The sequence below is a fragment of the Jeongeupia sp. HS-3 genome, assembly GCF_015140455.1.
In the GTDB taxonomy this organism is placed as follows: domain Bacteria; phylum Pseudomonadota; class Gammaproteobacteria; order Burkholderiales; family Chitinibacteraceae; genus Jeongeupia.
Window position 1 is genome coordinate 991423 of the sequence record NZ_AP024094.1, and the last position, 22947, is coordinate 1014369.

The 22947-nt window shown below is 62.5% G+C and carries 19 protein-coding genes; all 19 read left to right on the top strand.

Going from position 1 to position 22947, the window contains the following annotated elements; all coding sequences use genetic code 11:
* The first annotated feature begins 8 nt into the window (after positions 1–8).
* The 19 genes from lpxA to JLC71_RS04785 all read left to right on the top strand — a co-directional run bounded on the left by lpxA (position 9) and on the right by JLC71_RS04785 (position 22945).
* Positions 9–785 (top strand): acyl-ACP--UDP-N-acetylglucosamine O-acyltransferase, encoded by a 777-nt coding sequence (lpxA, locus tag JLC71_RS04695; RefSeq protein ID WP_200917551.1) that lies wholly within the window; start codon positions 9–11, stop codon positions 783–785.
* A 19-nt stretch (positions 786–804) separates the two neighbouring features.
* The gene (gene lpxB / locus JLC71_RS04700; protein WP_200917553.1) at positions 805–1989 is read left to right on the top strand and encodes a lipid-A-disaccharide synthase; all 1185 of its coding nucleotides are present in this window, start codon (positions 805–807) and stop codon (positions 1987–1989) included.
* Entirely contained in the window at positions 1980–2561 is a 582-nt protein-coding gene (gene rnhB, locus JLC71_RS04705; protein ID WP_200917555.1) for a ribonuclease HII, read from the top strand. The genes lpxB and rnhB overlap by 10 nt, the downstream gene beginning before the upstream one ends.
* Before the next feature lie 107 nt (positions 2562–2668).
* Entirely contained in the window at positions 2669–3529 is an 861-nt protein-coding gene (motA, locus tag JLC71_RS04710; RefSeq protein WP_200917557.1) for a flagellar motor stator protein MotA, read from the top strand.
* A gap of 27 nt (positions 3530–3556) precedes the next feature.
* Complete coding sequence (gene motB / locus JLC71_RS04715) at positions 3557–4447, top strand: flagellar motor protein MotB (protein WP_200917559.1); 891 nt, start codon at positions 3557–3559, stop codon at positions 4445–4447.
* A gap of 161 nt (positions 4448–4608) precedes the next feature.
* Positions 4609–5193, top strand: coding sequence for a class I SAM-dependent methyltransferase (locus JLC71_RS04720; RefSeq protein WP_200917561.1), 585 nt, complete (start codon positions 4609–4611; stop codon positions 5191–5193).
* On the top strand, positions 5190–6506 hold the full coding sequence (locus tag JLC71_RS04725; protein ID WP_200917563.1) for an HDOD domain-containing protein: 1317 nt from the start codon (positions 5190–5192) through the stop codon (positions 6504–6506). Before JLC71_RS04720 ends, JLC71_RS04725 begins: the two co-directional genes overlap by 4 nt.
* 2 nt (positions 6507–6508) lie before the next feature.
* On the top strand, positions 6509–7300 hold the full coding sequence (locus JLC71_RS04730) for a TrmH family RNA methyltransferase (RefSeq protein ID WP_200917564.1): 792 nt from the start codon (positions 6509–6511) through the stop codon (positions 7298–7300).
* 25 nt (positions 7301–7325) lie between these two features.
* Positions 7326–7817 carry a hypothetical protein gene (locus JLC71_RS04735; RefSeq protein WP_200917566.1) on the top strand — a complete coding sequence of 164 codons (492 nt, stop codon included), beginning with the start codon at positions 7326–7328 and terminating at the stop codon, positions 7815–7817.
* Positions 7814–8500 (top strand): uracil-DNA glycosylase, encoded by a 687-nt coding sequence (ung, locus tag JLC71_RS04740; RefSeq protein ID WP_200917568.1) that lies wholly within the window; start codon positions 7814–7816, stop codon positions 8498–8500. The genes JLC71_RS04735 and ung overlap by 4 nt, the downstream gene beginning before the upstream one ends.
* Positions 8497–9384, top strand: a complete 888-nt coding sequence (locus JLC71_RS04745; protein WP_200917570.1) for an ROK family protein — start codon at positions 8497–8499, stop codon at positions 9382–9384. The genes ung and JLC71_RS04745 overlap by 4 nt, the downstream gene beginning before the upstream one ends.
* Before the next feature lie 29 nt (positions 9385–9413).
* On the top strand, positions 9414–11105 hold the full coding sequence (locus JLC71_RS04750; protein ID WP_200917572.1) for a glycoside hydrolase family 9 protein: 1692 nt from the start codon (positions 9414–9416) through the stop codon (positions 11103–11105).
* Position 11106: 1 nt separating this feature from the next.
* Positions 11107–12102, top strand: a complete 996-nt coding sequence (rfaD, locus tag JLC71_RS04755; RefSeq protein WP_200917573.1) for an ADP-glyceromanno-heptose 6-epimerase — start codon at positions 11107–11109, stop codon at positions 12100–12102.
* A 131-nt stretch (positions 12103–12233) separates the two neighbouring features.
* Positions 12234–17912 (top strand): alpha-2-macroglobulin family protein, encoded by a 5679-nt coding sequence (locus JLC71_RS04760; protein ID WP_200917575.1) that lies wholly within the window; start codon positions 12234–12236, stop codon positions 17910–17912.
* A gap of 148 nt (positions 17913–18060) precedes the next feature.
* On the top strand, positions 18061–20184 hold the full coding sequence (pbpC, locus tag JLC71_RS04765; protein WP_200917577.1) for a penicillin-binding protein 1C: 2124 nt from the start codon (positions 18061–18063) through the stop codon (positions 20182–20184).
* Positions 20185–20285: 101 nt separating this feature from the next.
* Positions 20286–20855 carry a hypothetical protein gene (locus JLC71_RS04770; RefSeq protein WP_200917579.1) on the top strand — a complete coding sequence of 190 codons (570 nt, stop codon included), beginning with the start codon at positions 20286–20288 and terminating at the stop codon, positions 20853–20855.
* A 67-nt stretch (positions 20856–20922) separates the two neighbouring features.
* Positions 20923–21813 (top strand): cysteine synthase CysM, encoded by an 891-nt coding sequence (cysM, locus tag JLC71_RS04775; protein ID WP_200917581.1) that lies wholly within the window; start codon positions 20923–20925, stop codon positions 21811–21813.
* Entirely contained in the window at positions 21810–22082 is a 273-nt protein-coding gene (locus JLC71_RS04780; RefSeq protein ID WP_200917583.1) for a SemiSWEET transporter, read from the top strand. The genes cysM and JLC71_RS04780 overlap by 4 nt, the downstream gene beginning before the upstream one ends.
* Positions 22079–22945, top strand: a complete 867-nt coding sequence (locus JLC71_RS04785; protein WP_200917585.1) for a 3',5'-nucleoside bisphosphate phosphatase — start codon at positions 22079–22081, stop codon at positions 22943–22945. The genes JLC71_RS04780 and JLC71_RS04785 overlap by 4 nt, the downstream gene beginning before the upstream one ends.
* Positions 22946–22947 lie beyond the last annotated feature (2 nt).

A 22947-nucleotide genomic window follows, 5' to 3' on the forward strand; every position in this document is an offset into this window, starting at 1 on the left:
GAGCGAACATGCCGAAGATTCATCCCTCTGCGCTGGTCGATGCACGGGCCGAACTGGCCGAAGGTGTCGAAATCGGCCCGTTTGCCGTGATTGGTCCCGATGTACGCATCGGCACCGGTTCGGTGGTCGGTGCCGGCGTTCAGATCGAAGGGGTGACGCGGATTGGCAGCAATAACCGTTTTCACCCGCACAGCCATATCGGCTGTGCGCCGCAAGACAAGAAGTACAAGGGCGAGCCGACGGCGCTGGATATCGGTGACGGCAATACCTTTTTCCAGTCGATGACCATTTCGGTTGGCACGGTGCAAGACAAAGGTGTGACGCGCATCGGTGACAACAACTGGTTCATGGCGTATGCACATATCGGTCACGATTGCACCGTGGGCAACAACACAATTTTCGCCAACGCAGTCACGCTGGGTGGCCATGTTGACGTTGCCGACTGGGCGATTCTTGGCGGCCTGAGCGCAATCCATCAGTTCTGCAGTATCGGTGCTCATGCGATGGCCGGCGGGGGCTCGATCATTGTTCAGGATCTGCCGCCCTACGTGATCTGCGAGGGTAATCGTGCCATCGCTCGCGGCATTAATACCGAAGGACTAAAGCGCCGCGGTTTCAGTGCAGAGGCTATTTCCCGGGTCAAGCAAGCCTACCGGCAGTTGTACCGGCTGGGGCTGACCTATGATGATGCGCGTGCACGGATCGAAGCCGACGCTGCCGGCGCACCCGAGCTGCAAGCCTTTGTCGATTTCTTTGCCGTGAGTCAACGCGGCATCCTTCGCTAACCCAAAAGACGACGAGCCGATGAATGATCGACTCTTTGAACCAGGGAGTCGCGGGCCCCGCATCGCCATCGTGGTGGGTGAGGCATCCGGCGACTTGCTCGGTTCCCAGCTGATTCTCGCGCTGAAGGCGCGCCTGCCCGGCGCGCAATTTTCCGGCATCGCCGGCCCCAAAATGATGGCCGCTGGTGCGCGTTCCGTGGTGCCGATGGAAAGTCTCGCCGTGCGTGGCTATCTCGAAGTGCTTAAGCACCTGCCCCGGCTGATTGGCATTCGCCGTCGGCTCAAGAAGGCCATCCTCGCCGAGCGTCCCGATCTGGTGATTGGTGTCGACGCCCCCGATTTCAACCTCGGTCTCGAAGCCGCGGCCAAGGCTGCAGGCATTCCGACCGTTCACTATGTCGGCCCATCGGTCTGGGCATGGCGACCTGAACGGCTGAAGAAAATCGGCGCGGCCGTGTCGCATATCCTGTTGCTGTTTCCGTTTGAAGAAGAGATCTACCGCGAGGCGAAGATTCCGGCGACCTATGTCGGCCACCCGCTCGCCGATCTGATGCCGGTTGTGCCGGATCAGGCCGCCTTGCGCGAACAGCTTGATATCAGTTCGGGCGGGCCGGTGTTCGCCTTACTGCCGGGGAGCCGGCAGAACGAGCTGGAAATGCTCGGCGCTTTGTTTGTCGAAACGGCCAAGCGCTTGTACGAGCGCTTTCCGGACGCAACTTTCCTGGTTCCCTTCATTACCCGTGAAACCCGCCAGTATTTCGAAAGCGAGATGTGGCGGCAGGGTGCACAAGAGTTGCCCTTCCGGCTGTTGTTCGGTCATGCGCACGAAGCCATGCAGGCTGCCGACGCGATCCTCGTCGCTTCGGGTACCGCCGCGCTTGAAGCCATGCTCGCCAAGCGTCCGACGGTGGTGACCTACCGGATCACCGATTTCACTTACCGGATGGTCAAACGCAAGCTGCGTCTGCCCTATGTGAGTTTGCCGAACGTGCTTGAAGGGCGTTTCGTTTTGCCCGAGCTGATCCAGCACGAAGCGACGGCCGAGAACATCAGTCAGGCGCTGGCCAATCTGGTGCTCGACAAGCGCTTGGCCAGCAAGTTGGCGGCGTGCTTTACCGAACACCACGAAGCGCTGCGCTGCAATGCGGCTGACCGGGCTGCCGAGGCGGTAATCCGTTTGCTGGGGGCGCGTGCATGGGCCTGATTTGTGGCGTCGACGAAGCCGGACGCGGCCCGCTTGCGGGTTCCGTGTATGCGGCGGCGGTGATTCTGCCTGCCGATCACGGCATCGTCGGCCTGAATGACTCGAAAAAGCTCTCCGAGAAAAAGCGTGAGCATTTGTTTCCGTTGATCCAGGAAAAGGCGATTGCCTGGGCGATTGCCAGCGCCAGCGCGGCCGAGATCGACGAAATCAATATCCTGCAGGCGACCTTCCTGGCGATGTGCCGGGCGATCGAGTCGCTGCCGGTTGCGGCGGCGTCGGCGCAAATTGATGGCAATCGCGTGCCGCCACGTTTAGCGATACCGGCCGAAGCCATTGTTCAGGGTGATGCCAAGGTTGAATCGATCGCCGCTGCGTCGATCCTTGCCAAGGTTGCGCGTGATCGTGAAGCGGTGCTGCTGGATGCGCGCTACCCAGGATACGGCCTGGCCAAACACAAGGGCTATCCGACTGCTGCGCACCTTGAGGCGCTGCAGCGGCTGGGGCCGACACCCGAGCATCGCCGCAGTTTTGCGCCGGTACGGCTGGTGCTCGCGCAGAGCGAACTGTTCTGACTGTTGCAAAAACCGGGGCGGTGCATGCTGCGCTGCGCGATAAGCGTTGCCGCACAATGAACGCATCGCCGACAATGAACCGATAAAAATAGCTCAGGAACCGGACGATGTTTGTTGTCATCGGCTACATCTTTATGTGCGTCTGCATTTTCGGCGCTTACGCGGCCAATGGCGGCCATTTGGCCGTGCTGTGGCAGCCAGTAGAAATTGTCATCATCCTTGGTGGCGCCGTCGGCGCAATGATCGTTGGCTACGGCGGCAAACCGCTCAAAGCAACGATGAAAGCCTTGCCGAGTCTCTTCAAGGGCAGTGCCTATAACAAAGCGTTCTACATGGATTTGTTTGCGCTGATGTTTGAGCTTTTGAGCAAGGTGCGCAAAGAAGGCCTGATGTCGATCGAGGCCGATGTCGAGGATCCGCATAGCAGCCCGGTCTTTGCCAAGTACGAGAAAATCGCCAAGGATCATCATCTGGTCGAATTCATCACCGACTACTTGCGCCTGATGGTCGGCGGCAATCTGAATGCCTTCGAGATCGAAAACCTGATGGATGTCGAAATCGATACGCATCATCACGAAGCGGGGATTCCGGCTGAGGCGATCACCAAACTGGCCGACGGTCTGCCGGCTTTCGGTATCGTGGCCGCGGTGATGGGCGTGGTGCATACCATGGGTTCGCTGCATCTGCCGCCTTCCGAGCTGGGCGGGCTGATTGGCGCTGCGCTGGTCGGCACCTTTCTGGGTATTTTGCTTGCCTACGGTTTTGTTGGTCCGCTGGCGCAGATTCTCGAGCGCAAGGTGGCGGAGTCGAGCCAGACCTTCAATGTGGTCAAGGTGACGTTGCTCGCCAGTCTCAACGGTTACGCGCCGCAAGTGGCCGTCGAGTTTGGCCGCAAGGCATTGAACTCCACCGAGCGTCCGTCGTTCAAGGAGCTTGAGGACTTCATCAAGAATGCCAAGGCCAAATAAGCATGTCCAAGCGCGCGGAGTGGCGTTATGAGTGATGAATCGCAACGGCCCATCGTCGTCAAGCGCATCAAGAAGGGCGGGCACGGTCATCACGGTGGCGCCTGGAAGATTGCCTACGCCGACTTCGTGACCGCGATGATGGCGTTCTTTTTGCTGATGTGGCTGCTCGGTTCGGTCTCCAAAGGCAATCTCAAAGGGATTTCCGACTATTTCTCGAATCCGCTCAAGGTGGCCAGTCGCGGTGGCGAGGGTGCGGGCGATGCCGATTCGCTGATCAAGGGCGGGGGCAAGGACTTGTCCCAAAAAGCCGGTCAGCTGAAAAAGGGTACGCCGATGGTCGAGGATCAGCAAAAAGACAAGAGTCGGCTTTCTGCGCTGAAGAAAAAATTCGAAGCGCTGATGAATGACAAGGCGAAAAAGAACAGCAAACTCGCCCAATTCAAGGATCAGCTGCGGCTGGACATGGTTGCCGAGGGTTTGCGCATCCAGATCGTCGATAAACAGAACCGGCCGATGTTCAAATCCGGCGTGAGCGAGCTGGAGCCTTACGCGGCCGAGATACTCGATGAAATTGCGCAGTTGTTGAATGAGGTGCCGAACTCGGTGTCGATTTCCGGGCATACCGATGCACAGCAGTATGCCAGCGGCCAGCGCGGCTTCAGCAACTGGGAGCTCTCTGCCGATCGAGCCAACGCCGCCCGACGCGAGTTGATTCACGGCAGCCTGTCCGAGCAAAAAATCCTGCGCGTGAACGGCTTTGCCGATGAAGTGCCGCTGGATGCAAGCAATCGGGTCAATCCGGTGAACCGGCGCATCAGTATCGTCGTGCTCAACAAGGATGCCGAAGGCAATATCCGCCAGCAAGCGGGTATCGGTGCCGACGCAGCGAGCGAGCCACAGCAAGCCGCCGGAACATGATCGCGGTCTTGCGCATGCTGCTGCTGCAATGTGCGGCATGGGCGGCGGCGTTGTTGCTGGCTACCTTGTGGCCCTTGAGCCTAGGCGGGTTGGCTGTTGTCGCCGCGTCATGTGCGGCCGTGCTCGCTGCATGTTGCTTCCGGCGACCAGGTGCGATCGCCATGCATGCGGCCATGCCGCTGTTGTGCGCGCTGGCCTTGCAAGGTGCCGTGCCACCGTGGGTATGGCTGCTTCCTGCTGTAGTGACCTGGGCCATTGGCGCTGGCGCCTTCCGCTATCGGGTGCCCTTGTATTTGTCGAATGCCAAGGCGTTGCAGCGGCTGGAGTCGCTGATTCCGCTTGGTGCAAAGGTCATTGATCTTGGTGCCGGTACCGGCACCGCGCTGGCGTGGCTGGCACGCCGGCGCGCCGATTTGGTGCTGACCGGGGTCGAGCTTGCCTGGCTGCCATGGCTGTTGGGACGGCTGCGTTTTCGGTCGACAGCGGTCAGCTGGCGCCGTGCGGACGCATTTGATGTCGATCTCTCGGGCTACGACGTGATCTATGCCTACCTTTCCCCTGCGCCGATGCCGGCACTGTGGCGCAAGGTCTGTGCGGAAATGAACGATGGCGCGCGGCTGATCAGCAACAGCTTCGGGATCGAGGGTGTTCCTGCTGACGCGCGGTATCCGGTCGGGGACTGGAAACAGAGCGAGTTGCTGCTATGGCATCGCCCCCCGCAATCCACCTTTCGGGTGAACCCATGAGTGCCGGTTTCTCTGCCTTGACGAGTGATTGGGGTGAACGGCCGATCCCGGCGCTGCGGATGACGCGTGATCGTCTGGCGGGGTTGTTGCGCCGTGCCGAAAGACTGAAACCGGCCGAGGTGGCCGAGATTGTGCTCACCGATCCCTTGTTGACGGCTGCGGTGATGCGCGAAGCCAGCCGGCGCGCCAGAACCAGCATGAGTGTCGACATCGTCTCGGTCGAAGCGGCGGTGATGCTGTTCGGCGTGCTGCCGTTTCTGGAGCGGCATGCGCGCGGCGTGGCGCTTGAAGTCGCGCTGGCCGGAGACGACCAGCGCTTGGCATCCTGTCTTGCGCTGATTTCGAGGGCGCAATTGTCGGCGCGAATTGCGCGCAAGCTGGGCAGCGAACGCATGGACGCGCGCCCGGACGAGCTGCAGGTGGCGGCCTTGTTGAGCCCGCTCGCCGAGCTGATGTCATTGCTGGACGGCACGAATGCCATTGCCGTCCCTGCGCTTGAAACGGTACTTCGGCACTGGCGGTTTCCGGAGACGCTCTGCCAATTGTGTGCCGATGGCGAACCCGCATCGCAGCGTCAGCGCTTGCAGCAATCGGCGCTGGCGCTGGCACTTGCGCTGGAGTCGGGCTGGTGGGGGGACGGCGTGAGCGCCGCCTTGCAAGATGTTGCCGAGGTGCTTGATGTGGCCGAGGAGGCTGCGTGGCGGATGGTGCACGAGCCTTTGCTGGCGCACGCGCGCTCGGCGCTGGGGTCGGGGGTGATCCCCGCGGCAACGTGGCTGCCGATGCAGCCGGGCGAGTGGCCACGCGTCGCGCCAGGCCGGGATGTGCTCGCGGTTCGGATGCAGGCGCTGCATCTGGGCGGGTTGCAGGGTTTGCCGGCCAATCAGGTCATGCGTTTGGCGGTGAAGGCCTTGCTGGATGGCTTGCAGATGCGGCGGGTTCTGTTTGCGATGCCGCAGAATGGACTGCTGACTGCACGCTTTTGCGTTGGTGCCGCCGAAAACGATCCGCTTCGCAATTTGTCGCTGCCGCTAACGGAGTCGCACCTTTTTTCACAGTTGCTGCAAAAGCCGCAAGCGGTTTGGCTGAGTGGCGAAAGTCGAGCCAAATTGACGCCGCAGTTGCCGGCCAGTGTGCTGGCGCAGGTCGGGGACGAAGATTTCTGCGCCATGTCGCTTTTCGTTGGTGACAAGGCCGTCGGCATGCTGTTCGCAGATCGTGCGCCGGCGAGCCCGATCGATGCGCAAACCTACCAATATTTCAAACAAATCTGCCAGCTGACGAGTCGCGCGCTGGCCAGTCGGACGGCCTAGTAATGCTGCAAGATGCTATTCAATCGGCACAAAACCCGCTGTACAAACAGCTGCACAAACTCGCCACGCAGCGGCGCGAGCGCCTCAAGCAGTCGCTGACGCTGCTCGATGGCCCGCACCTGATCGACGCGGCCCTCTCCGCCGACTGGTCCTTGCAACGCCTGATCGTGACCGAAGCCGGTTTGGCTCGGCCCGAGGTGAAGCAATTGCTGGCCCGTGCCGGTGTGCCGGTGCATCCGCTTGCGGACATGCTGTTTGCCACGCTGACCGAGTTGCCGAGTCAGACCGGCGTGCTGGCGCTGTCGGCGATCCCCGATGCGCCGGCTGCGCGCAATGATGGCTTTGTCTTGCTGCTCGATGGCGTTCAAGACCCGGGTAACGTCGGCACCTTGTTGCGCACGGCCGCTGCAGCGGGTGTCGATCAGGTCTGGCTGTCGCCGGGTTGCGCCGATATCTGGTCGCCGCGGGTATTGCGTGCTGGCATGGGCGCCCACTTCGTGCTGCCTTTGATCGAACGCGCACCATTGCTTGAACTGCTGGACGCGTTTCGCGGGCCGCTGGCCGCGACCTTGCTCGATGGCGCCGTCGATCTGTATCAGGCCGATCTGACCGGCGATCTGGCCTTGGTGCTCGGTGCCGAGGGGCAGGGCGTGTCCGCCGAGATTGCCGCACGCGCCAGCCGGCGCCTGCGCATTCCGATGGCGCCGGGGATCGAGTCGCTGAACGTGGGCGCGGCTGCGGCCATTTGCCTGTATGAACGGGTGCGCCAGCTTGGCGGCACGGCACGGGTATAATCCGGCTTTTGCGTCGGGGGCTGTGATGAGCACTTTTCCTGACGGCGTTTTTTTTGACGCCGTATTGCCCCTGCAGTGGCAACAAGAAACCGACTGGCAGCCGCTGGAAGTGGCGCGCTATCTGGATGTGTTGGCTGATTTCGAAGTCACCGAGCGCCCGGATATCGTTGCCGCGCATGAAGCCAAGCTTGATCTGCAGCTGGTCTGGCTGGCGCGCTTGATGACGCCGGTATTGCCGTCGCCCGCTCACGTCACTATCGGCATCGAATCGGTGCGCTGGCAGGGCGTGGATGGTCGCGTAGGCGAGCGGGGTTGTCTGGCGATTGCGCCGGGCACTGCCCTGATCCATCTGTTGCGGTTGCCCGCCGAGATCGTTGCCGTCGAGCCATCACCGCAAGGCAGCATCGTGACCGCGCGCTGGTGCTTTGATCACCTCGGCGCACGCGATGCCTTCGAACGCTATGTGTTCCGGCGCCATCGCGAACAAATTCGTCAGGAAAAGGGAGATCAGCCATGAACGCGCTGGCACGGCAAATTCCCGCGGCTTGGCAGGGCGCACTCGCATCGGTGACTGCGGATGTCCGGTTCGAGACGCTGGCCGGGTTTCTCGATGCGGAGCTTGCCGCAAGCAAAGTGGTCTACCCGGCGCGAGAACACTGGTTTGCCGCGCTTGCCGAGATGGCGCCAAACGATGTCCGCGTGGTGATTCTCGGGCAAGATCCGTATCACGGTGAAGGCGAAGCGCACGGGCTGAGTTTTTCGGTGCCGCATGGCGTACGTACACCGCCGAGTCTGCGCAATATCTGGCAGGAGATCGCCCGAGATCTGGGTGTGACACCGCCACAGCACGGCAATCTGCAAGGTTGGGCGAAGCAGGGCGTGCTGCTGCTTAACAGCGTGCTGACGGTCGAAGCGGATAAAGCCGGATCGCATGCCAAACGCGGCTGGGAGGCATTGACCGATGCGGTGATTGGCGAACTGGCCGCGCGACATGAGCATCTGGTCTTCATGCTTTGGGGCGCATATGCCCAGAAAAAGGCCGTGCATGTCGATGTCAAACGCCATTGTGTGCTGACCTCGGCGCACCCGTCGCCGCTGTCGGCATATCGCGGCTTCCTTGGTAACGGCCATTTTTCGGCGGCCAATGCCTACCTCGAACAACATCAAAAAACACCCATCGATTGGGCGCGGGTCGAATGAGTCAAAAGCTACTGAGTTTCGATATCGGGGGAACCCAGATCAAGTACGGCATCGTCAGCGACAGTGGCGAAGTGCTGCTGGCGCACACGGTGCCAACGCAGGCGCAGGACGGCGCCCGTGCCTTGCTGGATCGGCTGGTCGAACTGGCCAGGCCGATCATCGCGCAACACGCGATTTGCGGCATTGCCATCAGCACGCTGGGGCTGGTCGAGGCCGGTAGCGGCCGTATTGTCGGCGCAGCCGAGGCGGTGCCGGATTACGTTGGCGTCTCGCCCAAGCAGGCGCTGGAAGAAGCCTTCAGCCTGCCGGTGACGATAGAAAACGACGTCAACTGCGTGGCGCTGGCCGAAGGCTGGCAGGGCTCGGCCAAAGGCGCGCAGCATTACATCGCGCTGGCGGTGGGGACCGGTATCGGTGGCGGCATCGTCATCAATGGCGAACTTTATCGCGGCGCGCGTTCGGCGGCCGGTGAGTGGGGCTATATGCGTATCGCCGATCGATGCTGGGAAAATCATGCGTCGATGCGCGGGCTGGTGACCGAAGCGATCCGCGTCAGCGGCCGTAGCGACTGGGATGGACGTGCCGTGTTTGCCGCCAGCGATGCCGGTGACGAACAGATGCGCCGGGTCGTCGATGAATGGCTTGATCTGCTCGCGACCGGCATCGTCAACCTGATTTATGTGCTCAATCCGCAGCGCGTGGTGATCGGCGGCGGCATCAGTGGTCGTGGCGAGCGTTTCCTGGCCGAATTGCATTCGGCGATCAGCGCGCGGATCGAGCCGGATTTTCGCGAGATGAGCGAAGTGGTGCTGGCCAGCGCCGGCAACAACGCCGGCATGATCGGCGCGGCGCGTAACTGGTTTTTGAGCAAGCGACTCTTCTGAACAGCCAACAATAACGAGAGACACTGACCGTGCAGATTCTGTTTAATCATCTGGGCTTTGAGCCGCAAACCCGCAAGCAGACGCTGATCGAAGCGCCGGCCAATGCCGCGCTGACAACCTTTGGCGTTTACCGTGCCGATACGCGCGAATGCGTGCATCAGGGCACGATAGCCGCACAGGGTGGCGTGGCGCGCTGGAAGGACTGGCATTTCTGGTCGGCAGATTTTTCCGTGCTGACCGCCGCGGGCGAGTATTTCGTCGTGGTCGATGGCGTATCGCCGCCACTGGTGTCTCATACGTTCACGATCGCCGAGGACGTGTTCGGCGATTTGCTGCTGTCGGATATCGTCCACTACATCAAGGGTCAGCGCTGTACCGGTATTTACGATATCGCCGACCGCTCGCGTCCAAAGTGGGGGTCGGACGAGCGCCGCGATGTGCACGGTGGCTGGTACGACGCATCGGGCGACTGCTCCAAGTATCTGTCGCACCTGTCGGTCGCGCAGTTCATGAATCCGCAGCAAACGCCGCAAGTGGTGTGGAATCTGCTCGACGGCCTGGCGCAACTGCCTGAGCAATCAAAGTGGTTCAACGAACGCATCGTTGACGAAGCCTTGCACGGCGCCGATTTCCTCGCGCGAATGCAGGATCCGGCCGGTTATTTCTACATGACGGTGTTCGATCAGTGGAGTAAGGACGAAAACCGTCGCGATATCTGCGAATACAAAACCCAGCAGGGTACGAAGTACGACACCTATCAGGCGGCATATCGTCAGGGCGGCGGCATGGCGATTGCCGCGCTGGCACGCGCGTCACAACTGGGGCGAGATGGTGAAGGTTTCAGTCGTGCCGATTACCTGAATGCAGCACGGACGGGCTTTGCGCATCTGGAAGCGCACAACCTCGAGTACCTGGAGGACGGTACCGAAAACATCATCGACGATTATTGCGCGCTGCTTGCCGCAACCGATTTGCTGGCGGTGACCGGTGACGGTGTGTACGCCGATGCCGCAGCGCGGCGGGTGCTGAATCTGCTGGATCGCCAGCAGCCAGATGGCTGGTTCCGTGCCGACGCGGCCGGCGAGCGCAGCTATTTCCATGCCGCCGAAGCAGGGCTGCCGTATATCGCGCTGATGCGTTATCTCGACGTCGTGCCGCAAAGCCCCTTGGCCGGCCGGATTCGCGAAGCATTGCGTCTGGCCTATGAGTACGAGCTGCGCATCACCTTTGAGACCGCCAATCCCTTCGGCTACCCGCGTCAGTTCGTCAAGCAGCCGGGCCTGGCGGGGCGGAGCCAGTTCTTCATTCCGCACGACAATGGTACCGGCTACTGGTGGCAGGGCGAGAATGCCCGGCTTGGCTCGATTGCCGCATCGGCAAGCCGCGCTGCGGCCTTGTTTGCCGGCGAGCCGGACTTTGCCGCGCAGATCGCCAGCTACGGCCAGAACGCGCTCGACTGGGTGCTTGGCGCCAATCCGTACGATGCCTGCATGCTGCAAGGCTGGGGCCGCAACAACCCGCGCTACGAGCCGGGCTTTTATAATGCCCCGGGTGGTGTATGCAATGGCATTACCGGCGGCTTCGACGATGATGAAAACATCGACTTCAAGAAATCCGCCGATGCCACCATGGCGCATAGCTGGCGCTGGACCGAACAATGGATGCCGCACGGCGCGTGGCTGTTCCTCGCGCTGAGCACCCGACTGAAAAAGGACAACTGATATGGCAATCGTGGTGACCGGCGCTGCCGGCTTTATCGGCTCGAACATCGTCAAGGCGCTGAACGCGCGCGGCGAAACCGACATCATCGCCGTCGACAACCTCACCCGCGGTGACAAGTTCCGTAATCTGGCCGATTGTCAGATCAGCCACTTTGTCGACAAGAACGAATTCATCGCCGAGCTGGCTAGCGGTCGCTATGACGGTGAAGTTACCGCGATCCTGCATCAGGGCGCGTGCTCGGACACGATGGAGCACAACGGCAAGTACATGATGGAGAACAACTATCAGTACACGCTGGGTTTGTTCGAGTGGTGTCAGGCCGAAGAGGCGCAGTTCCTGTATGCGTCGTCTGCTGCGACCTATGGCAACGGCGATAACGGTTTTCGCGAAGAGCCCGAGTGCGAAGGTCCGCTGAATGTGTACGGTTACTCCAAGCTGCTGTTCGATCAGTCGCTGCGCCGTCGCTGGGAAGATCTGAGCGCGCAGGCCGTGGGTTTCCGTTACTTCAACGTTTACGGTTCGCGTGAATGGCACAAGGGCCGGATGGCCTCGGTGGCCTTCCACAATTTCAACCAGTACCGCGAGTCGGGCAAGGTCAAGCTGTTTGGCGAGTACGGTGGCTATGTGCCGGGCGGCCACATGCGCGATTTCGTCTCGGTCGAGGATGTGGTCAAGGCCAATCTGTGGTTCCTCGATAACGACGAAGTCTGCGGCATCTACAATCTCGGTTCCGGCCGGGCGCAGCCGTTCAACGACGTCGCATCGACCGTGGTCAATACCTGCCGCGCCGCCGAGGGCAAGTCGATCCTGACGCTTGATGAGATGCTCGCCGAAGGCGTGCTTGAATACATCGACTTCCCCGATGCGCTCAAGGGTAAATATCAGTGCCACACCGAGGCCGATCTGACCTTGCTGCGCGAAGCCGGTTACACCGAGGAATTCCTCACGGTGCAGCAGGGCGTGTCACGCTATGTCGAGTCGCTGCTGCAAGGCTGATGACCATCCTGAGCAAAAAAGCCGGCATTGCCGGCTTTTTTATTGTCTGTGACTTTCCTGTTGAGGTGGTTGGCGAAAATTCTGTGTAAGAATGTAGGCTCGCCTTTGGGTTGTCTTGCAGGAAGCGCCGTATGCCCTCGTTCCGAATCTTTGCTGGCGTCGTTTTGGCGTTGACCTTGCCGATGGCCGACGCCGCCGTAACGGTGTCGACCTTCTCGCCGCAGAACGAAGTGCGCCGTGTCGAGCAGATCCGCGCGACGTTCTCGGCGCCGATGGTGAAAATGGGCGATGTCTCCGCCGCCGCGCCGTTTACGGTGTCGTGCACGCTGCCCGGCAAGGGGCGCTGGATCGACGATCGCAGCTGGGTGATCGATCTCAGTGGCGATTTGCCGGCCGCAACCAGCTGCCGCTTTACACTCAAGCCCGGACTCAAAAGCGTCGACGGTGCGCCGGTTGAGGGCAAAAAAACGTTCCAGTTTTCGACCGGTGCCCTGGCGATCAGCGAGAGCTGGCCCGATCGCGGCGAAACGGTCGAGGAGGATCAGGCCTTCGTGCTGCGCTACAACGGCGCGCTTGCCGGCAAGCAACCGGCGCTGTTCTGCAAGATCGAAGGTTTGCCCGAGCGCGTGCCGGTGGCGCGTCTGCCGGCCGCCGATACCGCGAAGCTGGTTAAGCATCTGGGCGAAGAAAAGAATGCGTCGGCGATCGAGGCGGTGCGTTGCGCACAACGCCTGCCCGCCGGTAAAAAGGTGGTGCTGGTGCAGCCGCGCGCCGACAAGGCTGAAACCCGCGAATTCTCGGTGCGACCCGAATTCACCGCTTCATTTAGCTGTGCCCGCGAAAAAGCCAAGGCAGCGTGCATTCCGTTCAAGCCGGTGACGCTGTCGTTCAGCTCACCGGTGCCGCGCAAACTCGCCGACAAGATCCGCCTGGTGACTGCGGAGGGCGAGCGTGTGCCCGATCCTGATCGAGATGCACGCGGCGATACCGTCGACTCGGTGCAGTTCAAACCGCCGTTTGCCGCGCTGGCTTCCTTGCAGCTTAAGTTGCCCGGTGGTTTCGAGGATGAGGCTGGGCGCAAGCTCGTCAATGCATCATCGTTTCCGCTGGCGTTCAAAATGGCCGATTATCCGCCGCTCGCCAAATTCGCCGCGGCGCCGTTTGGCATCATCGAGCTGGGAGACGATGCGGCGCTGCCGGTGACGCTGCGCAATGTCGAATCCGACCTCAAGGTCAGTGAGGTCAAGGTCGGCGTCGAGGCACTGAACGTGACCGACGACAAGGGCATGATGCAGTGGCTGGGCAAGGTGCTGCGCTACGACGACTGGTCGATACCGCTGCCGCGTGGCGGCAAGACCGAGCAGGTGGAAACGCGCCGCTTGAGTCTGCTCAAGGGTGAGAAGGGTGCTAGCACGCTGCAACTGCCGGGCAAGCCCGACGCCAAGGGAAAATGGCCGTTCGAGGTGGTGGGGATTCCGCTGAAGGAGCCGGGCCTGCACGTGGTCGAGATCGAATCGCGGCTGCTGGGCAAGGCACTGCTCGGCGGCAGCAAGCCGATGTACGTGCGCACCGCGGTGCTGGTGACCAATCTGGCCGTACATTTCAAGCAAGGGCGCGACACTGCCGCCGTGTGGGTGACGACGCTCGATCGCGGTCAGCCTGTGCCGCAGGCCGAGGTCAGCGTTTACGACTGCAAGGGCGTTGCGCGCTGGCACGGCAAGACCGGCGCCAATGGCGTGGCGGCGATTCCGCAAGCACTGACCGAGCCCGAATGCGGCAATGCGCCGTTGTCGGGATTCTTCGTGACCGCGCGCAAGGTCGACGGCAAGGGGCGCACCGATGTGTCCTTCGTGCGTTCGAGCTGGAATCGCGGCATTGAGTCGTGGCGCTTCCCGGTGCCGACCAACACCAGCGCCAGACCGTCGGTGCAGGCGCACTCGGTGCTCGACCGCATGTTGTTCCGCGCCGGCGAGACCGTCTCGATGAAGCACTACCTGCGGGTGGAAAGCTCGCAAGGCTTTGCCTTGCCCAAGCAAGCGCAGCTGCCTGACCAGCTGCGCATCGTCCACGAAGGCAGCGGCCAGGAATACCGGCAGGCGCTGACGTGGCGGCAGGGCCGCTACGCCGATTCGAGCTTCAAACTGCCCAAGGACGCCAAGCTTGGCGAATATTCGATCGTGCTTGAAAAGGCCGCGAACAGTAGCGACGAGTACGGCAGCAACGGTTCGACCTATTACTCGGGCACGTTTCGGGTCGAGGAATTCCGCCTGCCGGTGATGACCGGGGCGCTCTCTGTACCGGCCAAGGCCGGTATCGCGCCGAAGGATGTGCCGGTGAACGTGTCGCTGAGCTACGTCAACGGTGGCGCGGCCAAGGGTTTGCCGGTGCAGGTGTCGGCGATGCTGCGCGAGCGTTATGGCCGGCCCGATGGCTACGATGCTTATTCGTTCAGTCCGCCCGAGCGCAAACGCAGCGAGGCGCAGGCCTCGCTGGACGGCAAAATCGTGCTCGACAAGGCGGCGCTGACGCTCGACGCCAATGGCGGCGGCAAGGCGCAGGTCAAGGCGCTGCCGGCGATCGATCGTGCCTACGATATGGTCACCGAGGCGACCTATCCCGATCCGAACGGCGAGATCCAGACGCTGTCACGAACGATCCCACTCTGGCCTGCGGCGGTGCAGGTCGGCGTGACGGTCGACGATTGGGTTTCGGTCGGGCGCGATGCCAAGCTCAAGGCGGTGGTGCTCGACACCGCCGGCAAGCCGGTCGCCGGTCGCAAAGTTGTGGTCAATGCGGTGCGTCATAGCTATCAATCGACGCGCAAGCGCCTCGTCGGTGGCTTCTACGCCTACGATCACGACGAGGAAATCGACGATCTTGGCAAGGTTTGCAGTGGCAAAACCGACGCGCACGGGCTGGTGTTCTGCGATATCGCGCTCAAGGACGCCGGCAGCATCGAACTCATCGCCACTGCCGACGACGGTATCGGCCATGAGGCGAGGGCGGCGCAAACGGTCTGGGTCAGCAAGCACGACGAGATGTGGTTCGACGTCGATAACAACGATCGCATCGACGTGCTCGCCGAAAAGGACAGCTACAAGCCCGGCGAGACGGCGCGTTTTCAGGTGCGCATGCCGTTCCGCAAGGCGACGGCCTGGGTGGCAATCGAGCGCGAAGGCGTGATCGAAACGCGGGTGGTCGAGCTTGAAGGCAAGTCGCCGATGATTGAGGTGCCGGTCAAGGCCGCGTGGGCGCCGAATGTGTATGTCTCGGTGCTCGCAGTACGCGGCCGCGTGCGCGATGTGCCGTGGTATTCGTTCTTCAGCTGGGGCTGGAAGACGCCGGGGCAATGGTGGGATGCATACTGGCACGAGGGCAAGGATTACCAGGCGCCGACGGCGATGGTCGATCTGGCCAAGCCGGCATTCAAGTATGGGCTGGCCGAAATCCGCGTCAACGAGGCCGGCCACAAGCTGGCGGTGACGGTTACGCCGGACAAGCCCGGCTACGGCGTGCGTGATACCGCGCATGTCAGCGTGCAGGTGAAGCTGCCCGACGGCAAGCCGGCGCCCGCCGGCACCGAGGTCGCATTCGCGGCAGTCGACGAGGCCTTGCTTGAGCTGCAGCCCAATTCGAGCTGGAATCTGCTCGAGGCAATGCTGCAACGGCGCAGCTACGGCGTCGAAACGTCGACCGCGCAGCTTGAAGTCGTCGGCAAGCGTCATTACGGCCGCAAGGCCTTGCCTCCGGGCGGTGGTGGCGGTTTTGCGCCGACACGAGAACTGTTCGACACCCTGCTGGTGTGGAATCCGAAGCTGGTACTCGGCGCCAACGGCACCGCAAAAATCGACGTGCCGATCAACGATGCGTTGACCAAGTTCCGCTTCGTTGCGATTGCCGACGTCGGTAGCGGCTATTTCGGCACCGGCAGCGCCAGCGTTGCGGTGACGCAGGATCTGCAGCTGACCTCCGGCTTTGCGCCGCTGGCGCGCGAGGGCGATCAGCTGCGCGCCTTGGCGACGCTGCGCAACGGCAGTACGCGGGCAATGACCGTGCAGGTCAGCGCGCAGGCCGAAGGCTTGCCGGCGTTGCCGGTTTCCAAGCTGGCGCTGCCTGCCGGCGAGTCGCGCGAGATCGTCTGGCCGATGACGGTGCCCGACGGCATCAAGGCGCTGCAATGGACACTGAGTGCGACCGAGGTCGGTGGCAAGGCGGTCGATAGGTTGAGCTTCGCGCAGCAGATCGAGCCGGCCGTGCCGGTGACGGTGCAGCAGGCGACGCTGCGTCGGCTTGATCCCGAGGCGAGCATTCCGATGGGGCTGCCGGCCGGTGCGCTGGCCGGGCGCGGCGGGGTCTCGGTGCAGTTGCAGGCCAGGCTCTCGGCCGAGCTGCCCGCGGTGCGGCGCTGGTTCAGCGAGTATCCGTACGCGTGCCTGGAGCAAAAGGCGTCGGTCGCGATTGGCCTGAGTGACAAGGCGCGCTGGGATACGCTGATGGCCGAGCTGCCGGTGTACCTCGATGCCGACGGGCTGGCCAATTACTTCCCGCCGCGTGAAGGCGATGCGGCTAGCGGCAGCGATACGCTCACCAGCTATCTGTTGGCGGTGTCGTCCGAGGCTGGCTGGGTGATTCCGGATGCGAGTCGCGAGAAGATGCTGCAGGGGCTGAGCCGCTTTGTCGAAGGCAAGCTCAAGCGCGATGCGTGGGCGCCGAAGTCCGACCTCGATGCTCGCCGGCTGACTGCGCTGGACAGTCTGGCGCGCTACGGTCGCGCCGAGCCACGGCAGTTGGCGGTGATGACGATACAGCCCAATACCTGGCCGACGGCGATGCTGATCGACTGGTTGTCGCTGCTTGAGCGACTGCCTAGCCTGCCCGAACGCAGCGCCAAAATCGCCGAGGCCGAGCAGTTGCTGCGCGGACGCCTGAGTTACCAGGGCACGCGACTGCAGTTCTCGACCGAGAAAGACGACGACTGGTGGTGGATGATGCGCAGCGCCGACGTCAACGCCGCGCGCTTGCTGCTGGTGACGCGCAGCCTGCCGGGCTGGAAGGACGATATGCCGCGACTGCTGAACGGACTTATCGGCCGGCAGACTCAGGGTACGTGGCGCACCACCACGGCCAACGTCTGGGGCTCGCTCGCGGTGGCGGCGTTTGCCAAGCAGTTCGATGCGACGCCGGTCGCCGGTGCGACCAAGGTCGCACTCGGTGATGCCAAGCGCGAACAGGCCTGGCCCGCCGCCGCGCCAGCGAAAATCGAACTGCCGTGGCCGGCTGGCGGCAAGGGCGTTCTGGCGCTGAAACACGATGGCGCCGGCTCGCCGTGGGCGACGGTGCAAGTCTCGGCCGCAGTGCCGCTCAAAACGCCGCTGGGTGCGGGGTACAAGGTCAAAAAAACCGTGACGGTGATCGAGCAAAAAATCGCCGGCCAGTACACCCGCGGGGATGTGCTGCGGGTACGGCTGGAGGTCGACGCGCAAAGCGATATGACCTGGGTTGTGGTCGATGATCCGGTGCCGGCCGGGGCGAGCCTGTTCGGCGGTGGCCTGGGGCGCGATTCGGCCATTGCAGCGCAAGGTGAGCGCCGCGAGGGTGACGCATGGCCGGCGTACGAAGAGCGTCGCTTTGCCGGCTACCGTGCTTATTACGCCTACGTGCCGCGCGGCAGGTTGGCGGTCGAATACACCATGCGGCTCAATAGCGCCGGCAGTTTCAAACTGCCGCCGACGCGGGTCGAGGCGATGTATGCGCCCGATGTCTTCGGCGTGTTTTCGAATGCATCAATGAAGGTGACTGATGCGAAGTAGAACCTATCCCACTAGGTGGCTATGCCTTCGCATTTTCCCCCCGTCCGATGCTCGGAGTCCTCATGGACTTTATGTCCATTCCGGCTCCTGTGCTTCGGGCGGGAGCAAACTGCTTTGGCTCGCTCACCTATTGAGACAGGTTCGGTGGATGGCGATGCTGGCAGCGATGCCGGCGTGGGCCTTGCCGACGTTTAATGAAGTCAAGGCCGATTGGCGCTCGTCCGATGTGATGTTGCTGGATCGGCATGGCGTGCCGGTGCAGCGGGTTCGTGTCGATATGGCGCAGCGCTGCGGCGACTGGGTGACGCTGGGCGAAACGTCGCCAGCCTTGCGTCATGCGCTGGTGGTATCGGAAGACAAGCGCTTCTATGCGCACAGCGGCGTTGATTGGTCGGGCGTTGCGGCGGCGGCGTGGAGCAATGTATGGAACCGCCGTACCCGTGGCGCGTCGACGTTGACGATGCAGCTGGTCGGGCTGATCGACGAGGATCTGCGCCGTGATCAAGGCCGGCGCAGCTTTTGGCAAAAGGCCGGACAAAGCGTGTCGGCGCAGGTGCTGGAGAGGAGCTGGAGCAAGGCGCAGATTCTTGAGGCGTATCTGAATCTCGTCAGCTTTCGCGGTGAGCTGGTCGGCTTGAGTGCGATGTCGGCGGCCCTGTTCGGCAAATTGCCTTCGGGGCTTGACGCGCGCGAGTCGGCGATTGCCGCGGCGTTGATCCGTGCGCCGAACGCCTCGCCTGATCGCGTTGCTGAGCGCGCCTGCGTCATCCTCAAGGACATGAACGCGCGCGACAGCTGCGGCGGTCTGCGCGGCGAAACGCAGCTGGCGCTGGCGCGCAAGGGCGTCTCGGAGGCGCAGGCCGACTCGCTGGCGCCACATTTTGCCCGGCAAGTGCTGGCCGGCGCCAAGCCGGGGCAACGTGTCACCACGACGCTCGACGCTGGTTTGCAACGCTTTGCCACCCAAACGCTACGTCGGCACCTGCTTGAGCTGTCGCAGCGCAATGTGCAGGACGGTGCGGTGATCGTGTTCGATAACGCCAGCGGCGATGTGCTGGCATGGGTCGGGTCGAGCGGCGGGCTGTCGCGGGCGCGCGATGTCGATGCGGTCACCGCGCCGCGCCAGGCCGGCTCGACGCTGAAGCCTTTCCTGTTTCAGCTGGCGCTGGAAGGGCGCTGGTTGACCGCAGCATCGCTGCTCGACGATACGCCGATCGATCTGCAGACCGCCAGTGGCCTTTATGCACCGCAGAATTACGCGAAGGATTTCAAGGGCCCGGTTTCGGTACGTACGGCGCTGGCGTCGTCGCTGAACGTGCCGGCGGTGCGCGCGGTCGAGATCGTTACACCGAACCGGCTGCGCGAACGGCTGTACGCGCTCGGGCTGACGACGTTGTCCGAAAGCGGCGACTATTACGGTTACTCGCTGGCGCTGGGTGCCGCCGACGTGCGGCTGGTCGATCTGGCCAATGCCTATCGTGCGCTGGCCGACGGTGGCGCGTACTCGCCGGTTCGTTATCGCCCCGCTGCCAAGCCGCCCGTTTTGAAGGCCATCGCCGATCCGGCCAGCAGTTTTATCGTTGCGGATATATTGTCCGACCGCACCGCCAGATCGCGCACCTTCGGGCTGGAAAGCGCGCTGGCGACGCGCTACTGGAGTGCGGTGAAAACCGGTACCAGCAAGGATATGCGCGATAACTGGACGGTCGGCTTTTCGCGCCGTTACACCGTCGGCGTCTGGGTCGGCAATGCCAGCGGCGAGCCGATGTGGGACATCTCCGGCATGCACGGCGCCGCGCCGGTGTGGCTGGCGGTGATGAATCGCGCGCAGCAACTGGGTGGCGTGCCGCAGGCGCCAAGAGCACCGCTTGGTGTCGTGGGCAAGCAAGTGGTTTTCGAGCGTGGGGTCGAGGCCACACGGCACGAGTGGTTCATCAAGGGAACCGTGCGCACCCAGGTTCGCGTCGCAGACGCATCGGATGCCCGTGTCATGCCGTCGCGCATCGTCAATCCGGTCGATGGCGCCATCTATGCGCTCGATCCGGATATTCCGCCGGCGAGTCAGCGTATTGTGTTCCGTGCCGAAGGCGTGACTGGTGCGACTTGGTGGCTGGATGGCCGCAAGCTCGGTGGTGGCGCCTCGCTCGGCTGGTTTCCATGGCCGGGCCGGCACGTTCTACAGTTGCGTGACGGCAAGGGTGCGGCCGTCGGCGAGGTGCGCTTTGAGGTTCGTGGCGCCACGGCCAAACAGGGTAGCAAACCACCGGCCTGACGATTTACCCCTCGGAGCTGAAGGATTATCGTTACATGTTTTTCTAGGCTGCTGACATATGCTGTGGCTCCTTACTCATGATTTTAACCGGGAGTACTTTCGTGAAATTTCTCTCCAAATTGCTGCTGGCCATGATGATGTCGGCTGCTATCCCCGTCTGGGCTGCTGACGATGTGGTCACCCCGTTGCTCGCATTCCAGGAAGCCGACAAGGTGAGCGTGCAGATCGCCGCGATCGATGCCGCCAAGCGTAAGCTGACCGTTCGTTTGCCTGGTGGCGAGCTTGCCGATGTCGACGTCGGCCCTATGGTGCGCAACTTTGAACAGCTGAAGGTCGGTGACAAGGTGGTTACGCAGATCAGTGCCGCCATTGCCTATGAAGTGATCAAGGGGGCGGCCGGTATTCGCGGCACCACCGAGACGACGGGCTCTGCTCGCAACGAGCCGGGTCAGGAGCCGGGTGGTTCATGGGTCAAGACCGAAACGCTGACGGCCGATGTGATCGCGGTGGATCGCAAGGCATCGAAGATCAAGCTGAAGACGCCGGATCACAAGATCGTTGAAGCCAACGTCAAGAACCCGGCTGCGCTGGAACAAATCGCCGTTGGCGACCAGATCAGCGTGCGCCTGCGCCGCTCGATCGCAATGTGGGTCGAACAGCCGGCTCAATAAGCTGGTTTGATGAAAACGGGGCAGCACGCTGCGCGTGGCTGTCATGCGGCAAGGTATAATCGCCCGCATGACTACGCCCCGATTCAAGACCCTCGAGGACTTCGTCGGCAATACGCCGCTCGTTCGCCTCAAGCGCCTGCCTGGCGCTACGACCAACACCATCCTCGTCAAGCTCGAAGGCAATAATCCGGCCGGTTCGGTCAAGGACAGGCCGGCGCTGTCGATGATTCGCCATGCCGAAGCGCGCGGCACCATCCGCCCTGGCGATACGCTGATCGAAGCCACCAGCGGCAATACCGGCATCGCGCTGGCGATGGCCGCCGCGATGATGGGCTACCGCATGGTGCTGGTCATGCCGGCCAACTCCAGTGTCGAGCGCGTCCAGACCATGAAGGCCTACGGCGCCGAGGTGATCCTTGTCGATGGCATGGAGACCGCGCGTGATCTCGCCGCGCAGATGGTGGCTGAGGGCAAGGGGCTGGTGCTGGATCAGTTTGCCAATCCGGATAACCCGCTCGCGCATTACGAGACCACCGGGCCGGAAATCTGGCGCGACACCGAAGGCACGATCACTCATTTTGTTTCGAGCATGGGCACCACCGGCACCATCATGGGCGCCGGCCGCTATTTGAAGGAAGTGGCGCCGCAGGTGCAGATCGTCGGTGTGCAGCCCACCGATGGCGCGTCGATTCCCGGTATCCGCAAGTGGCCGCTTGAATACGTGCCGGCAATCTGCGACTTTTCGCAGATTGATCGCGTCATGGAAGTGAGCCAGCTGGAAGCCGAAGAAATGACCCGCAGGCTGGCGCGCGAAGAAGGCATTTTCGCCGGTATTTCGTCGGGTGGTGCGCTCGTGGCGGCCTTGCAGCTGTCCAAGCAGTTAGAGAACGCGGTGATCGTTTCCATCGTGTGTGACCGCGGCGACCGTTATCTCTCGACCGGCGTTTTCCCAGCGTGAACCCGCTCGACTGGATCGGCCACCTCGCTGGCGTTTGCACGACCTTCTCGTTTCTGCCGCAAGTGCTGAAGGTGTGGCGAACCCGCTCGGTCGAGGATATTTCGCTCGGCATGTATTCGCTGTTCGTGTTCGGTGTGGCCTTGTGGCTGCTTTACGGCGTGGTGATCACGTCGTGGCCCTTGATCATTCCCAACACGATCACCCTGATACTGGCCGGCTCGGTACTGGCGATGAAGCTGCGTTACACCACCGCGAAGGACAAGTCATGACCCCGGTCGATCTGCACTGCCATTCGAACGTGTCCGACGGTCTGTTGCCGCCGCGCGAGGTCGTGCGCAAGGCGCACGCGCGTGGCTGTCAGCTGTTCGCGCTGACCGATCACGACGACACCCGTGGTCTGGCCGCAGCTGCCGACGAAGCGGCGCAATTGGGCATGTGTTTCATCAGCGGGGTCGAAATTTCGGTCAGTTGGGGCAAGCACACACTGCATATTGTCGGCCTCGGTTTTGATCCGGACCACCCGGCCATGGTCGCCGGTTTGGCAAGCGTACGCGCTGGTCGGGCCGAGCGCGGCGAGCGCATGGCGGCCTCGCTGGCGGCGGTCGGCATCGAGGGTGTGCTCGAGGGCGCGCGCAAGTACGCGGACAATCCGGAAATGATCAGCCGCACCCATTTCGCCCGCTATCTGGTCGAGGCCGGCAAGGCCAAGGATGCGCGCAGCGTGTTCAAGAAGTATCTGGTGCGTGGTAAGCCCGGTTACGTCGAGCACGAATGGGCGCGGCTGCACGAAGCCATCGACTGGATACGCGATGCCGGCGGCGTCGCGGTGCTGGCGCATCCGGGGCGCTACGAGCTTGGCAATGAAACGCTGCGCGTGTTGTTGACCGAGTACCGTCGTCTCGGTGGTGAGGGGATTGAAGTCGTCTCGGGCTGCCACGGCGCGGCCGATGTCGGTCGTTTCTCCCGCCTGGCGCAGGAATTCGGTTTTCTTGCCTCGTGCGGTACCGACTATCACGCAACCGGCGAGGGTGCGCGTGAACCGGGTCTGAATGTCGATTTGCCGATCGGCTGTGAGCCGGTCTGGACGCGCTGGTGGTCGCCTGAAGTGCCATTGCAGGAAAACTTACCCTGACG